At 61.8% G+C, this 14,474-nt stretch carries 12 protein-coding genes and 1 pseudogene; 5 read left to right on the top strand and 8 right to left on the bottom strand.

Translation table 11 applies throughout. The features are described 5' to 3' along the window. A pseudogene (locus HJC00_RS06165) lies at positions 1 to 149 on the top strand (sugar ABC transporter ATP-binding protein); the annotation flags it as partial. A gap of 67 nt (positions 150 to 216) precedes the next feature. Here the strand turns inward: HJC00_RS06165 and HJC00_RS06170 are convergent. The 4 genes from HJC00_RS06170 to HJC00_RS06185 form a co-directional block, all read right to left on the bottom strand. After that, a complete protein-coding gene (locus tag HJC00_RS06170; protein ID WP_221163771.1) occupies positions 217 to 2,463 on the bottom strand; it encodes a glycoside hydrolase family 2 TIM barrel-domain containing protein in 2,247 nt (748 codons plus the stop codon). 278 nt (positions 2,464 to 2,741) lie between these two features. Further along, complete coding sequence (locus HJC00_RS06175) at positions 2,742 to 3,653, bottom strand: SMP-30/gluconolactonase/LRE family protein (protein ID WP_221146334.1); 912 nt, start codon at positions 3,651 to 3,653, stop codon at positions 2,742 to 2,744. Between the two features lie 95 nt (positions 3,654 to 3,748). Continuing rightward, a complete protein-coding gene (locus HJC00_RS06180) occupies positions 3,749 to 4,570 on the bottom strand; it encodes an SDR family oxidoreductase (protein WP_221154455.1) in 822 nt (273 codons plus the stop codon). A 199-nt stretch (positions 4,571 to 4,769) separates the two neighbouring features. Continuing rightward, on the bottom strand, positions 4,770 to 5,957 hold the full coding sequence (locus tag HJC00_RS06185) for a phytanoyl-CoA dioxygenase family protein (protein WP_221163772.1): 1,188 nt from the start codon (positions 5,955 to 5,957) through the stop codon (positions 4,770 to 4,772). A gap of 95 nt (positions 5,958 to 6,052) precedes the next feature. On the opposite strand from HJC00_RS06185, the gene HJC00_RS06190 reads away from it, so the two are divergent. Then, entirely contained in the window at positions 6,053 to 7,078 is a 1,026-nt protein-coding gene (locus HJC00_RS06190; RefSeq protein WP_221154466.1) for a LacI family DNA-binding transcriptional regulator, read from the top strand. A gap of 65 nt (positions 7,079 to 7,143) precedes the next feature. Then, a complete protein-coding gene (locus tag HJC00_RS06195) occupies positions 7,144 to 8,361 on the top strand; it encodes an adenylate/guanylate cyclase domain-containing protein (RefSeq protein WP_221122956.1) in 1,218 nt (405 codons plus the stop codon). Positions 8,362 to 8,384: 23 nt separating this feature from the next. On the opposite strand, the gene HJC00_RS06200 is transcribed toward HJC00_RS06195, so the two are convergent. From HJC00_RS06200 to HJC00_RS06215, 4 genes are all read right to left on the bottom strand, one after another. Next, entirely contained in the window at positions 8,385 to 9,164 is a 780-nt protein-coding gene (locus HJC00_RS06200; protein ID WP_221154468.1) for an SDR family NAD(P)-dependent oxidoreductase, read from the bottom strand. A gap of 70 nt (positions 9,165 to 9,234) precedes the next feature. Beyond that, positions 9,235 to 9,630, bottom strand: a complete 396-nt coding sequence (locus HJC00_RS06205; RefSeq protein WP_210629735.1) for a DoxX family protein — start codon at positions 9,628 to 9,630, stop codon at positions 9,235 to 9,237. 96 nt (positions 9,631 to 9,726) lie between these two features. Further along, positions 9,727 to 10,875, bottom strand: coding sequence for a galactonate dehydratase (dgoD, locus tag HJC00_RS06210; RefSeq protein WP_210629736.1), 1,149 nt, complete (start codon positions 10,873 to 10,875; stop codon positions 9,727 to 9,729). Between the two features lie 64 nt (positions 10,876 to 10,939). Further along, on the bottom strand, positions 10,940 to 11,695 hold the full coding sequence (locus HJC00_RS06215; RefSeq protein ID WP_259669862.1) for a FadR/GntR family transcriptional regulator: 756 nt from the start codon (positions 11,693 to 11,695) through the stop codon (positions 10,940 to 10,942). 207 nt (positions 11,696 to 11,902) lie between these two features. On the opposite strand from HJC00_RS06215, the gene HJC00_RS06220 reads away from it, so the two are divergent. Beyond that, positions 11,903 to 12,886 (top strand): arabinose ABC transporter substrate-binding protein, encoded by a 984-nt coding sequence (locus tag HJC00_RS06220; protein ID WP_221146339.1) that lies wholly within the window; start codon positions 11,903 to 11,905, stop codon positions 12,884 to 12,886. Between the two features lie 69 nt (positions 12,887 to 12,955). Beyond that, positions 12,956 to 14,461: an L-arabinose ABC transporter ATP-binding protein AraG gene (araG, locus tag HJC00_RS06225; protein WP_221154474.1), complete on the top strand. Its 1,506-nt coding sequence runs from the start codon at positions 12,956 to 12,958 to the stop codon at positions 14,459 to 14,461. Positions 14,462 to 14,474 lie beyond the last annotated feature (13 nt).

Here is a 14,474-nt window from a genome sequence, read left to right on the forward strand (position 1 = left end):
CCTTCGCCGTCACCAAGCTCGGCGGCAAGGAAGTGGTCGCCCGACTGCGCGCCGATGCCGGCATCGCACCCGGCCAGCACACACGCCTCGCCTTCAATCTCGACAAGGCTGTGTTCTTCGACCCGGAAACACAGGCGCGGATTCCGTAAGGCGGAGCGCCGCGTGTCCGATAAGACGTGGCAAGAGCGCTCCAACACCTTCAGTTCGGCTTATGCGTCAGGCGACGGCTGTTACGCTGAGGGTCACCGGCGCGAAACGTGAGGAGACAGCCTCGACGGTAATGTCTCCCACCAGCCCGGTCGCCTCCAGCCAGAAGCCTGATGTGCCGCCCTGCAGCGGCACATTGGTCGGGCCGACGATCTTTGCCGGGCCATGCACCTTCAGCGAAATGCAGTCGTTCATGAACGGCAGGCGCTGACCGCACTGGTCGAGGGCGCGGATGATGACGCGAGTGCTGTCGCGTTCGCGGGCTTTCAGCGTCTGGCTGTCGGCAACGATCTCAAGCGTCGTCGGTAAAGGATCCGCAGCCAGCGTCAGGCTCGCCACCGGCTGACCGCCGATATAACCGGTAAAGGTGCCGTCGATCCATTCGAGCCCCCAGGTGCCGAGCTCATCGGCAGTGAAGTGCCGGTGGTCGAGCACGACGGGCGGATGCGGCAGGTGCGGGTAGTTCTCGCGATCCGGACCGATGCGCTTGGAAAGCGCGCCATATTGCAGTTCCACCTCGTCGCAATTGGTCAGGATGATCAGCGGCAGCACGCCGCCGATATTGCGCTCGCCGCGCGCCCAGAAGGTCACCGGCTTCATGACGATTTCCTCGGAAGGGTCGCACTGGCTGATATAGGCATAGGCCGCGAACTTGGGCTCACGGAACATATCCATGACGCCGTGATAGCAGATGCGGTCGCCGGAGCCGAAATCCTTGTGGGTGTTGTAATCGAACATGCACCAGCCAATGGCGCCCGAGATATCCGGATCGCCATAGGCGGCGTTCAGCACCTCGAGATGACGGCGCACATGCTCGGCCTGGCGCTGTTCCTGATCATAAATCTTCGTCGGGTGCATGTGACCGTTGAACTCGGTGATGAGGTACGGCACCTTGCGGGATAACCCGGTATTTTCCTGCTGGCCGCGCAGCACGGTGCGCGGACGGTTGGCGCCCGGCAATTCCTCATTGCCGAGGATGAAGTCGTTCATCGTGTAGACGTCCTCGAGCAATTCGCTCTCGGTGATATAACGCACGCCGCCGGTCTGGCGGGTGCTGTCGAGTTCACGGGCCAAGCGGTTGGTCTCAACGTAGAAGTCGTGGCTATCCTGCGACTCGTTGATGCGCACGCCCCAGATGATGATCGAGGGATGGTTCCAGTCGCGCTCGATCATGCGGCGGACATTCTCGATCGATTCCTTCTGCCAGTCGGCATCGCCGATATGCTGCCAGCCGGGGATTTCCTCGAAGACCAGCAGGCCGATCGCATCACAACGATCGAGAAACCATTTCGACTGCGGATAATGCGAGGTGCGGACGATATTGCACTTCAGCACTCTCTTCATGATGTCGGCGTCGCGCTCCTGGGCGGACCGGCCGGCGGCATAACCGACATAAGGGAAGGCCTGGTGGCGGTTGAGGCCGCGCAGTTTCAACGGCTTGCCGTTCAACAGGAAACCTTCCGGGGTGAATTCGGCGGTGCGGAAGCCGAACCGGGTGGAGAGGCGGTCGGAGCCGTGCTCGGTCCTGACTTCGACCGTGACCTCATAGAGCGTCGGATTGGTGATGTCCCAGAGTGCTATGCCGGTGAGGCCGCCGAAGGAAAGCGTCGTGCGGTCGCCGATCGTTTCAGTCGCTGCAGTGGCGATCACCGTGCCGTCGGCCTGCTTCAGCGTAGCCGTGACGGTCGCCGAGAAGCTGCGGCGCTCGGGATTGGCGATGTCGACGCGGACCGTCGCCGATTTCTGAGGGGCAAGAACGTCTGATGTTTCGACCTTGAGGTTGCGGATCGAGACCGGGTCGGTGACCTTCAACCAGACATCGCGGTAGATGCCGGCATAGGTCAGGTAATCGATGCGACCGCCGAAAGGTGGGATGGCGGGATTTTCACTGCCGTCGATCTTGACGGTCACCAGGTTTTCGCCCTTCACCAGCTTGCCGGTGAGGCGGGCTTCGACGGGGGTGTAGCCGTCTTTGTGAGCGATAATCTGCTCGCCGTTGAGATAGACGACACTGTCCGCCATGGCGGCGTCAAAGATCAGCGAAACCTCGCGATCCTCGAATTCCGGTAGCCAACGGAGCACCTTCTGATAGGTGAAGGCGCGCTGATAGTCCTTCTCATCGAAATAGTTGAAGGGTAGATCGACGGCGGTGTGGGGCAGGCTGACCGGCTTGGCGGCATCGAAGTTTTCGAGCAGGCGCTGGCCGAAGCCCTCGTGGAAACTCCAGCCCTCGTTGAAGGAAACGACGGAACGCATCTCAGGCTCTCCCGGTCGTGGCACCAGGAGCCGTGCGGCTCCCCTTGGCGCGTGAAAATCGGATCATCGGGTAGTCCTCCTTGATGCATCGAGGCGCCAGCGCTCCAGCGCGTCGCAAATCTGATTCATGTGATGCGCTTTAGCGTTTTTCGTACAGGTCGTCATCCGGAACCGTTGCCGCCCCTTGCAGATGACGCGCCGGCGGCAACGCCGCCCCGCCGCCGGCGGCGATATCGTCAGGCATGCCTGTCGCACGCACGCCGTCGTGCTTCCATAAGTTACGGATATTGTGCCCCGTTCGTCTTGGTATAGATCGAATAGACCGAACGGGTCGCGGTGATGAAGAGCCGGTTCTTCTTAGGGCCGCCAAAGGTGAGATTGGACACCGTCTGCGGCACTTTGACCTTACCGAGCAGCGTTCCATCGGGTGAGAAGCAATGCACACCATCACCCGCGCTCGTCCAGAGATTGCCGCCGACATCGAAACGAAAGCCGTCGGGATGGCCGGCATCGAGGCTGCAGAAATAGCGGCTGTTGGCAAGCTTTCTGCCGTCGACGACATCGAAGACCCGGATATGGCATGGCACTTCATGTTTGCCCGAGCCTGAATCGGCAATGTAGAGTTTCGTTTCATCGGGCGAGAAGGCAAGGCCGTTCGGCTGGATGAAATCCTCCACGACCGCCTCTGTCGCGCCGCTCGCGGGGTCGATGCGGTAGACGTTGCGGGTCGGCTGCTCAGGTTCAGCCTTATGACCCTCATAGTCCGAGAGAATGCCGTAGGTCGGATCGGTGAACCAGATCCCGCCGTCTGAGTGGACGACGACGTCGTTCGGCGAGTTCAATCTCCTGCCTTTGTAGCTGTCGGCGAGGACGGTGATGCTCCCGTCCATTTCCGTGCGGGTGACTCGGCGGCCGCCATGTTCGCAGGAGATGAGCCGGCCCTGCCGGTCACGGGTATTGCCGTTGACGTAATTGGAAGGCGAGCGGAAGACGGAGACCGTGCCATCCGGCGTCCAGCGCATCATGCGTTCGTTCGGGATATCGCTCCAGAGCAGGCAGTTCAGGTCGGAGAACCAGACCGGGCCCTCCGTCCAGCGGCAGCCGGAATAAAGCTCCTCGAGCGCGGCGCTGCCGATGACCATGGCAGCGAAGCGCTCATCGCGAATGTCGTAAAGCGAATTGTCGGCCACGCCAGTTCCTCCCTGAATGCGGTCGTCCTTCTCGTAGCGATAAATCCTGCGAGGTGCCAGAGCCCGGCAATGGGAAATGTCAGGCTTGGGTCTTCTCAGAGGGCGGCGACCGGATGCGGCGAGTCGTCGTAGGCACCCCAGATCGATTGGTCGAAACAGATGACGGAGCCGGTCATCAGGCCGGATTCCGCCGATGACAGGTAGGCGCAGGCGCGCGCCACCTCGTGCGGATCGACGAGCCGGCCGAAGGGCTGGTTCGCCGCCGCCTTCTCCAGCCAGTCGGAAGGTGCATCGTGATATTCGCGCTGGATGCGGTCCTCGCCTTCGGAGGCCATCCAGCCGATGTTGAGGCCGTTGACGCGAATGCGGTTGCGCAGCAGCGCATAGGCGGTGTTCTTCGTCAGCGTTTCCAGCGCGCCCTTCGAGGCGCAATAGGCGGCGATAAAGGGCTGGCCGGCTTTAGCCGACATCGAGCCGATATTGACGATCGTGCCTTCTATCTTTTCGCGGCGCATGACCTTTACCGCCTCCTGCATCAAGAAAAACGGCGCCCGTACATTGACGGCGAACATGGCATCGAACAGTTCGGGGCTGGTGTCGAGAATGGTGCCGCGATCGGTGATGGCGGCGGCATTGACCAGGGCGTCGACACGACCAAAGGTCTGGTCGCAGACCTGCACCACATTTCGGACGTCCTCGACCTTGCCGAGATCAGCTTTGACGTAGACGGCTCTGGCGGCGGTCGCAGCCGAAATCTCCGCGGCCTTCGCCTTGCCCTTGGCTTCATTGCGGCCGCAGATGACGATGCCTGCCGCGCCGCGTTCGGCGAAGAGACGGGCGATGGTTGCGCCCAGGCCCTGCGTACCACCGGTGACGATGGCGATCTTGCCGTCGAAGCGGCCGTGATCCGTGCTCATGTGGTTCCTCCCTTTTCATGTGCGAATGGCCTCCCGCGCGTGCGGGAGGCTCGCATGTCGGTGCCGTGTGGCCCTCTCAGCAGCCTGCCGGCACCTTCTGCCCGGTGGGGAGAAGAGACAGGTGGCGGCGCCTCGATTCTCCCTTCTCCCCTCGGGAGAAGGTGCCCGTAGGGCGGATGAGGGGGGTCGATTTCCAAAGTCAACTCAATTTCCTTCGCGCATGTTCGGCAAGTGCTGTCGCAAAAACTTCGTCGCTCCAGCCTTCCCTGAGTGCCTCGTGCATCAGCTGTGCCTGCGTCTTCGGCGCCAGCCCGCCGAGCGGCGGGTCGCGATCGAGATTGGTGGGGAAGGAATAACCCTCGGCGCAGGCGGCGACGGCGTTGGCGATTTCTTTGGGCGAGAGCCGGTCTTGCAACGCCTTCAGGGCGGGAAAGAGTCTGGCGCTCATTCTCTCGCGGTTGACCGTTTCCATGGCACGGCCGAAGGCGGAGGAGACCTGCAGGAGGTTGGCGACACGCTTGATTTCGGCCGAGCGGTTGGTACCGGCGGCGTGGAAGAGGGCGGGGTTGAAGAAGACGACGTCGCCCTTTTCGAGCGGCAGTTGGACGTGGTTGGCCTCGAAATAATCCCGGAATTCCTGGCGCTTCAGCGCCAGATAACCCGGCACATAGGTCTGGCTGTGCGGCAGGAAGAGTGTCGGACCGCTTTCGAGCGGCATGTCGCAATGGGCAACCGCGCCTTGCAGCGTCAGAACCGGCGAGAGACGGTGAACATGCGCCGGAAATTGCTCGATGACCGCAGACGACTGGAAACCGAGATGGTAGTCGCGGTGGGCCGTCTGCGCCGCGCCGCCTGGATTGACGCGATTGACCTGTGCTGTCATCTGATAGCTCGGGCCGAGCCAGGCTTCGCTTGCGAGCGCGATGATGGCATTGCCGTAATATTCGGTGAAATTATCCGGATCGGTGAGGCAGTGTTTTTCCAGCGAATTCCAGATGCGGTCGTTGGCGCCGGGCTTGGCGAAGTGATCGCCGCCTCCAGTCGAGGTGCGGTGCTGTTCCTCGATGATTGCGTCGAAGAGCGCGCTGGCACGGTCGATGATGCCGGTGTCTTCGTAAGCGCGCTTGAACACGACCACACCCGGCCCTTCGCCGAAGGCGTCGCAGATTTCGGCCAGCACGGCGCGCCGGCCTTCCGGCGTATCGGCCGCTGCCGCCACCTTGCGGCTGTCATAGATCAGGATGTTTTTTTCGACCGCCGAAGCTGTTGGATATTCGGCAAGGACGGTCGGTTTTTCCGCAAGCCGTCGAAAGTCGTGGAGATTGCAGGCGTCTTCGCTGAGCCAGACGCGGTCGGCGCGCAGTTTCTGCAGGTCATCGGTTTTCAATAGCGGCTCCTCCCTGGTTCCGATGGAGGCACTATACGCCGGGCCGCAAGCTGATATAGATCAGCAATCCATCAAAAAACCATCAGACGGAGCCGATGGCGCATCTCTTTCTTATCAAAGACATCGCCTTTCAGGCGGGGCTCAGCACCGCGACAGTCGATCGGGTGCTGAACGGCAGGCCAGGTGTGCGCCGGCAGACGGAAATGCGGGTGAGGGCAGCGATCGCGGAGCTGGAGAAGCAGCAGACGGGAACGATGGTCAGCGGGCGAACGCTAGCGATCGATATCGTCATGGAGACGCCCCAGCGGTTTAGCGATGCAGTGCGTGCGGCCTTCGAGGCAGAGATGGCGGCCTTTCTGCCCGGTGTCTTCCGCTGCCGCTTCCATTTCGCTGAGGTGATGAGACCGGCCGAACTTGTGCAGCTTCTTGACCGCATCCGGCTGCGCGGCACGCACGGCATCGTGCTGAAGGCGCCTGACGTCGCCGAGGTGGTGGCTGCCGTCGCACGGGCGGATTCGGCCGGCATTCCCGTGGTCACGCTCGTGACGGATCTGCCGAATTCGGCGCGCATAGCCTATGCCGGCGCCGACAACCGGACGGCGGGGGAGACGGCGGCCTATCTCATCGGCGAGTTCCTCGGCTCTGACGGCGGTCAGGTACTTGTGACGCTGTCGAGCGGACGGTTCCGCGGCGAGGAAGAGCGCGAGATCGGTTTTCGCCGCATCATTCGCACCCGTTATCCCGGGATCGGCATCACAGAAATCAGCGAGGGACACGGCACCGATGCCGTGACGGGAACGCTTGTGGCGGCAGCGCTTGCGACCGATCCTGCCATCAATGCCGTTTATTCGATCGGCGGCGGCAATCGGGCGGTGCTGACGGCCTTCGATGCAGCCGAACGTCCCGTCCGCATTTTCGTCGCTCACGATCTGGATGCGGACAATCGCGCCCTGCTTGCCGCGCGCCGCGTCGGCTTCGTGCTGCATCACGATCTCCGAACCGATGCGCGTTCGGCCTTCAGGGCGATCATGAGCCGGACCGCGGCCTCCGTTCGGACGATTTCGACCTCGCATTCTTCCATCGAAATCGTTACGCCCTACAACTTGCCTGCAGGCGATTGAGCCAATCGGCTTTTCGTCCATTACGCATTTGGGCTAAAGCTTCAGAACAGGTAGAGGTGAGCGCCATGGATTACAGCGACGTCAGCAGTATCGCAGCCTGGGTTACGGAACAGGGGCTGAAGGGCGCTTCGGAAGCGGAGCTCATGACCGGCTTCTGCGCGGCCTGCCGCGATGCCGGCCTGCCGCTCGACCGCGGCATGGCGCTGATGGACACGCTGCACCCCGTGCATGAGGGCCGGGCCTTCCGCTGGGATAGTGTGGAAGAGATCGAAACCGAATTCGAGTATGGCCCGACGGGCTCGGGCGAAGCGGCTGCGACCTGGCAACGCTCTGCCTTCTATTATCTTTGGTCGGGAAACGAGCGGGAGGTCCGCCGACGCATCGGCTTCGGCGATCCGATCGATTTCACCATGCTCGACAAGATCGCCGAAGCAGGCAACACCGATTTCGTAGCAATGATGCACCGTTTCAGCGAAGCCGGCACGATTGGTGAGATGGATTGCTTCTTTTCGCATTTCGCAACCAAGCATCCCGAGGGTTTCTCGGATCACGATCTCGCCATTCTGCGCAAGCTCGTGCCGGTCCTCGGACTGGCGATCAAGTGCATTGCGCTGGGGCGCATCGCGCGGACCATCGCGGAAGTCTATCTCGGCGAGGATGCGGCGCGCCAGGTGATGGAAGGCAAGATCAGCCGCGGCAAATCGGAGCGGATCTCGGCGGCGCTGTGGTTTTCGGATCTGTTGAACTACACCAAGATTTCCGACCGTGTGCCGCCGGAGGAAATCATTCCGCTGCTCAACGATTACAGCGAGGTCGCCATCTCGGCGATCCATGAGGCCGGCGGCAATGTGCTGAAGCTGATCGGCGATGGTGTGCTGGCCATCTTCAAGGGCGAGGTGCCGGCCGAAACCTGCCGTTCGGCGCTTCGCGCCGAATCGCTGCTCCGGGAAAAGCTCGCCAAGCTGAATGCCGCGCGCGCTACCGACGGCCGCGCGACGACTGACGTCTATATCGGCCTTCATATTGGCGATGTCTTCTACGGCAATATCGGCAGCCAGGACCGGCTGGACTTCACCGTCATCGGCCCTGCCGTCAACGAGGTCAGCCGGATCGCCTCCATGTGCCGTTCGGTCGACCTCAACCTGCTGATCTCCTCCGATTTCGCCGCGGCCATACCGGCGGAAGAGCGCGCCGCGCTGGCATGCGTCGGACGTTATGCGTTGCGCGGGGTGCAGCGTGCCCAGGAACTCTATACACTCGACAGCGCCCGGCTGAACGGCTGACTTTTTCGCGAAACCTCCGAGGACTACCGCAACAGGCCCTGGCCGCCGTCGATCCAGATCGGTGTGCCGGTGATGTGCCGGGCCCGATCGGAGGCAAGGAAGAGGATCGTTTCGGCAACATCCTCGCTCTTGCCTGCCTTCCCGCCGGCAATCGGGATGTCGCCCTGTGGCCAGATCACCGGAACCTCCGTCTCCTCGCGATAACGGCTGTCGGTATTGGCGTTGATATTGGTCTCAATCTCGCCCGGGCAGACGGCATTGACGCGGATGCCGTGGCGGCCGAGTTCCAGGGCGAGCTGCTGGACCATGGCGACCTGGCCTGCCTTGGTTGCGGTATAGGCGGTGGCACCCGGCGTAGTGAAGGTGCGGGTGCCGTTGATCGATGCGACGACGACGATCGAACCGCCGCGGCGCTTCAGATGCGGAACCGTCAAGTGCAGGGTCAGATAGGTGCCGCGCAGATTAACGGCGATCGTCTTGTCCCATTCATCCGGACTCAGATCGTCGATCGGCGCCCAGACGCCATTGATCCCGGCATTGGCGACAACGATGTCGAGGCCGTTGAAGGTCTCTGTGAGTTTCTGCACCGCAGCTCGCATTTGGCCTTCGTCGCTGGTGTCGGCGGTCAGCGAGATCGACTGGCCGCCGGCGGCCTTGATCTCGGCGCAGGTCTTCTCGACCTCGTCTGCCGTCCGGCTCAGGACTGCGACCTTTGCACCTTCGGCGGCGAGTTTCAATGCGGCCGCTTTGCCGATGCCGGAACCGGCACCAGTGACCAGCGCGACCTTGTCCTTCAGCTCCATGGGCGACCCTCCGTGACGTTCTGCAGATAGGCCAATGTTTGGCGCGGCAGTTCGTTCCGGAGGGAAAAGCCTAACGGAGGAACGTTTGCCGCAAGGCCCATCTCTCCGGCCCGTGGACGGCGGCAAAGAGCAGGCCGGCGAGGAAGGTGAAGTGATCGACGAAGAAGCCGAACTCGGCCTGGTTCTGTTGCCAGTGGGCCGGTCCGTGGAAGGCGAAGGCAAGGAAGATCACGTAGATGCCTGCCAGTAGGCTCGCCTCGGTGAAGAAAGCGCCCGATATGAAGGCAAGGGCCAACGCGATCTCGAAAAGGGCCGCGACCCAGGTGAGGAAGGTCGCCATCGGGAAACCGGCGGCGGCAATGTAGCTCGCCGTGGCGCCGATATCGGCAAACTTGAAGCCGGCGGCCATGAAGAAGATGAGGCTGAAGATGAAGCGGGCGATGATGATTACGATTGCTCTGGCCATGGGAAACCTCCTTTTGAGCTGCCATTATGACGCAGGAGGTGGCCGATATCCTACACTGCGAATGAAAAAGGGCCGCTTGCGCGACCCTTCATTCTCTCACCACTCGGCAAAGCTGCCGTCGGCGTGCCGCCAGATTGGGTTGCGCCAGCGATGTCCCTCCTTGGCGCGCTCGCTGACATAGGCCTCGTCGACCTCGATGCCGAGGCCCGGCCCCTGCGGGATCGAAACGAAACCATCGGCATATTCGAACACCTCCTTGTTGGAGATGTAGTCGAGGATATCGTTGCCGGTGTTGTAATGGATGCCGAGGCTCTGTTCTTGGATGAAGGCATTATAGCTGACGGCATCGACCTGAAGGCAGGCAGCGAGCGCGATCGGGCCGAGCGGGCAATGCGGGGCCAGGGCGACGTCATAGGCTTCGGCCATCGCCGCGATCTTGCGGCATTCGGTGATGCCGCCGGCGTGGGAAAGATCCGGCTGGATAATGTCGACATAGCCGTCCGAAAGCACCTGCTTGAAATCCCAGCGCGAATAGAGCCGCTCACCAAGCGCGATCGGTGTCGAGGTATGGTTGACGATGTCGCGCAGCGCTTCCTTGTTTTCCGAAAGCACCGGTTCCTCGATGAACATCAGCTTGTAGGGTTCGAGCTCCTTGGCGAGAACCTTGGCCATCGGCTTGTGGACGCGGCCGTGGAAATCGACGCCGATACCGATATGCGGGCCGATCGCCTCGCGGATGGCGGCGATGGTCTCGACCGCCCTTTCCACCTTCTCGTTGGTGTCGACGATCTGCATTTCCTCGCAGCCGTTGAGCTTGATCGCCTTGAAGCCGCGGGCGACGACGTCTCTGGCATTGTTGGCGACATCGGCGGGGCGGTCGCCGCCGATCCAGGAATAGACTTTGATGCGGTCGCGCAGCTGGCCGCCGAGCAGGGAATGGATCGGCTGGCCGAGCGCCTTGCCCTTGATGTCCCAGAGCGCCTGGTCGATGCCCGAGATGGCGCTCATATGGGCCGCGCCGCCGCGATAGAAACCACCGCGATACATCACCGTCCAATGGTCCTCGATCAAGAAAGGATCCTTGCCGATCAGGTAGTCTTCCAGTTCGTGGACGGCGGCCTCGACGGTCAGCGCACGCCCCTCGACGACCGGTTCACCCCAGCCGACGATGCCTTCGTCGGTCTCGACCTTCAGAAACAGCCATCGCGGCGGAACGATATAGGTGGTGAGTTTGGTGATCTTCATCGTGGTTCTTAATCTCTTCTCGGATTTGCGATGGGGCAGCGCGTCCACGGCTTTTCGTGATTGATCATTTCGCCCTGCCGATTGCCTTCTCTGCGGCGGCAAGGTCGCGTACCGCAAGGTCGAGCATACGATTGGCGCATTCCCTCGCGCCTGTTTTGTCGCGCATGCGCAAGGCCTCGACGAGTTCGCCGTGAACGAGCACCGCATCCTCCCGGTTTTCGACGGCGATGTTGGAGGCATGCAGCGCATATTTCAGCGCAGCATGGATGGCGCTTGACAGGCGGCGGAACACCTGGTTGTGGCTGGCGGTCAGCAGCACCGTATGAAACATCACGTCGGCGTCGGTGAAGCGTTCCGGATCGCCTGCGCTGTCGCGCATCTGCCGCCAGGCCCTGTCGAGATCGGCGATCTCCTGGGCGCTGGCGCGTTCGGCGGCATATTCGGCGGCCGCCGGTTCGATGGTGCGGCGGGCTTCGAGAATGCATCCCAGCAGGTCGAAGTCCTTGATGTAAGGCCCCATCCAGTCGAGCACCTCGGCATCCAGGATGTTCCATTCATCCCGATCGCAAACGGTCGTTCCGACCCGCGGCTTGCCACGGACAAGCCCCTTGGATTCCAACACTTTCAGCGATTCGCGAATGACGGTGCGGCTAACGCCGTAGAGTTCGCAGAGGTCGTTCTCGCGCGGCAGCGGCGAGCCCGAGGGATAGCGGTCGGCGCAGATGTCCTGAGCGATGGCCGCCATCACGTTGCGGCGTACGCGCGGCCGGCGTTCGCTGCCGGAGCTTTCCGTTCGGCCTTGTTCCTCAGTCGATTCCAACTTCACCTCTCCGCGCTCTCTCCCGGGCAGCAACCGAACCTGATTAACCGAATTCGATCCAGTTTGCGACGGGTCCATCCGTTCTCGCCACTACCCTATTATTCTAATCATCATACATTAGCAATTGACTGGTATGATGATTTAACATAATTCATTGGGCGCTGCCTGGGAGGCAGCTGCTCGATTTCAGAGTTTAGGGAGAGAGACATGCGCTTGTTCAAAGCAGCTATTCTGGCTGGCACGTTCGCCATTCTGAGCACCGGCTCGGCATTTTCCGCAGACGTCAAGATCGGTTTCATCGTCAAGCAGCCGGAGGAGCCCTGGTTCCAGGACGAATGGAAATTCGCCGATCAGGCCGCCAAGGATAAAGGCTTCACGGTCGTCAAGATCGGCGCCGAAGACGGCGAGAAGGTTCAGTCGGCGATCGACAATCTCGGCGTGCAGGGTGCGCAAGGCTTCATCATCTGCACGCCCGACGTCAAACTCGGCCCCGGCATCGTCGCCAAGGCCGAAGCCAATCAGCTGAAGCTGATGACGGTCGACGACCGCCTCGTCAGTGCCGACGGCAAGCCGCTGGAAGACGTGCCGCATATGGGCATTTCCGCCACCAAGATCGGCGAGACCGTCGGACAGGCCATCGTCGACGAAATCAAGAAGCGCGGCTGGGACATGAAGAATGTCGGCGCGATCCGGGTTTCCTACGATCAGCTGCCGACCGCCGTCGACCGCGTCGAAGGTGCGATCTCGGTCCTGAAGTCCGCCGGGTTCCCGGCTGAGAACATCTATGATGCGCCGCAGGCGAAGACGGATACCGAGGCAGCACTCAACGCGGCGACCACCGTCCTCAACAAGCATGCCGACGTGAAATACTGGGTGGCCTTCGGCCTCAACGACGAAGCCGTTCTCGGCGCCGTCCGCGCTTCGGAATCGGTCGGTATTCCGGCGACCAACGTGATCGGTGTCGGCATCGGCGGCGCGGAATCGGCGATCAACGAGTTCAAGAAGCCGGCAGCGACGGGCTTCTTCGGCACGGTCATCATCTCGCCGAAGCGTCACGGCTACGAGACGGCGCTCAACATGTACGACTGGATCGCCAACGGCAAGGAGCCGGAAAAGCTGACCTTGACGGCAGGTTCGCTGGCGTTGCGCGGCGATTATGAGAAGGTCCGCAAGGAACTCGGCATCGAGTAATCATCGCCCGCGATAATGCATCTCCGGCGGCCGCTTGAGCGTGCCGCCGGAACCTCCGGTGGGGTGATGATGGCTTTTCTCGAATTCAAACATATCTCAAAGGGCTATCCCGGCGTACAGGCGCTGTCGGACGTTTCTTTCTCAGTCGAGAAGGGCGCCGTCCACGGCCTAATGGGTGAGAACGGCGCGGGCAAATCGACGCTGATTCGTGTGCTGTCGGGCGATCAGGCCGCCGATGCCGGCAGCATTCTCATCGATGGCGCAGAACAGAAATATGTCTCGGTGCGCGACGCCCTCCATGCCGGCGTCATCGTCATCCATCAGGAACTGCAGCTCGTTCCGGAGCTGACGGTGGCCGAAAATCTCTGGCTTGGCCGCTTTCCCGGCAAGGGCGGAGTGATTGATGCCAAAACCCTGAACGAGACGGTGCGGTCGAAACTCGAAGAGATCGGCATCGATGTCGATCCGTCGGCCAAGGTCGCTTCGCTTTCGATCGGCGCGCGGCAGATGGTCGAGATTGCCAAGGCGGTCATGTTCGAGGCGCGGGTCATCGCGCTCGACGAGCCCACCTCATCGCTTTCCTCGCGTGAAAGCGAAATCCTGTTTTCACTCATCGACAGGTTGAAGGCGAAGGGAACGGTCATTCTCTATGTTTCGCATCGCCTCGACGAGATTTTTCGGCTTTGCGACAGCCTGACCGTGCTGCGCGACGGCAGGCTTGCCGCCCATCATGCCCAGATCGCGAAGACGACGCGCGAGCAGATCATTGCCGAAATGGTCGGGCGCAAGATCAGCAATGTCTGGGGATGGCGTGAGCGCCCGCTCGGCGGCGTCAGGCTTGAGGTCAAGGGCCTGTCGGGACCGAGGCTGCGCAATCCAATCAGTTTTTCGGTCCGCCAGGGTGAGATTCTCGGCTTCTTCGGGCTGGTCGGCGCCGGCCGCAGCGAGATGGCGCGGCTGCTTTACGGCGCCGACCACAGGCATCGGGGCGAGGTAACGATCGACGGTATTGCCGTTTCGCCGAACGATCCGACGACGGCGATCCGGGCCGGCATGGTGCTCTGCCCGGAGGACCGCAAGTTCGACGGCATCGTCCAGGGCCGATCGATCGAAGAGAATATCGCGATCTCGTCGCGCCGGCATTTCTCGCCCTTCGGCATATTGAACCCGAAGAAGGAGGCGGCGCTGGCCGATCAGTTCATCGCCCGGCTGCGGGTGCGCACGCCGTCGCGCAAGCAGGACATCATCAACTTGTCCGGTGGCAACCAGCAGAAAGTCATCCTTGGCCGCTGGCTCTCCGAGCAGGGTATCAAGGTTCTCGTGATCGACGAACCGACGCGCGGCATCGATGTCGGGGCGAAGTCGGAAATCTATGAAATCCTTTATGAGCTGGCGGCCGGCGGCATGGCGATCGTCGTGATCTCAAGCGAGCTGCCCGAGGTCATGGGCATCTCCGATCGCATCATGGTGATGTGTCAGGGCAGGGTGGCGGCCAATGTTGCCCGCCCGGATTTCGACGAGCGCAGCATCCTGACGGCGGCACTCCCCGACAAGAACGCCGCAGGCATCATTTAAGACTGGGAACACG

The organism is Rhizobium sp. NLR22b (assembly GCF_019685295.1).
Taxonomy (GTDB): Bacteria; Pseudomonadota; Alphaproteobacteria; order Rhizobiales; family Rhizobiaceae; genus Rhizobium.

Coding starts and splice junctions, on each gene's coding strand:
- HJC00_RS06170 (WP_221163771.1), bottom strand. CDS start 2,463: ATGCGTTCCGTCGTTTCCTTCAACGAGGGCTGGAGTTTCCACGAGGGC.
- HJC00_RS06180 (WP_221154455.1), bottom strand. CDS start 4,570: ATGAGCACGGATCACGGCCGCTTCGACGGCAAGATCGCCATCGTCACC.
- HJC00_RS06190 (WP_221154466.1), top strand. CDS start 6,053: ATGGCGCATCTCTTTCTTATCAAAGACATCGCCTTTCAGGCGGGGCTC.
- HJC00_RS06195 (WP_221122956.1), top strand. CDS start 7,144: ATGGATTACAGCGACGTCAGCAGTATCGCAGCCTGGGTTACGGAACAG.
- HJC00_RS06200 (WP_221154468.1), bottom strand. CDS start 9,164: ATGGAGCTGAAGGACAAGGTCGCGCTGGTCACTGGTGCCGGTTCCGGC.
- HJC00_RS06205 (WP_210629735.1), bottom strand. CDS start 9,630: ATGGCCAGAGCAATCGTAATCATCATCGCCCGCTTCATCTTCAGCCTC.
- dgoD (WP_210629736.1), bottom strand. CDS start 10,875: ATGAAGATCACCAAACTCACCACCTATATCGTTCCGCCGCGATGGCTG.
- HJC00_RS06220 (WP_221146339.1), top strand. CDS start 11,903: ATGCGCTTGTTCAAAGCAGCTATTCTGGCTGGCACGTTCGCCATTCTG.
- araG (WP_221154474.1), top strand. CDS start 12,956: ATGGCTTTTCTCGAATTCAAACATATCTCAAAGGGCTATCCCGGCGTA.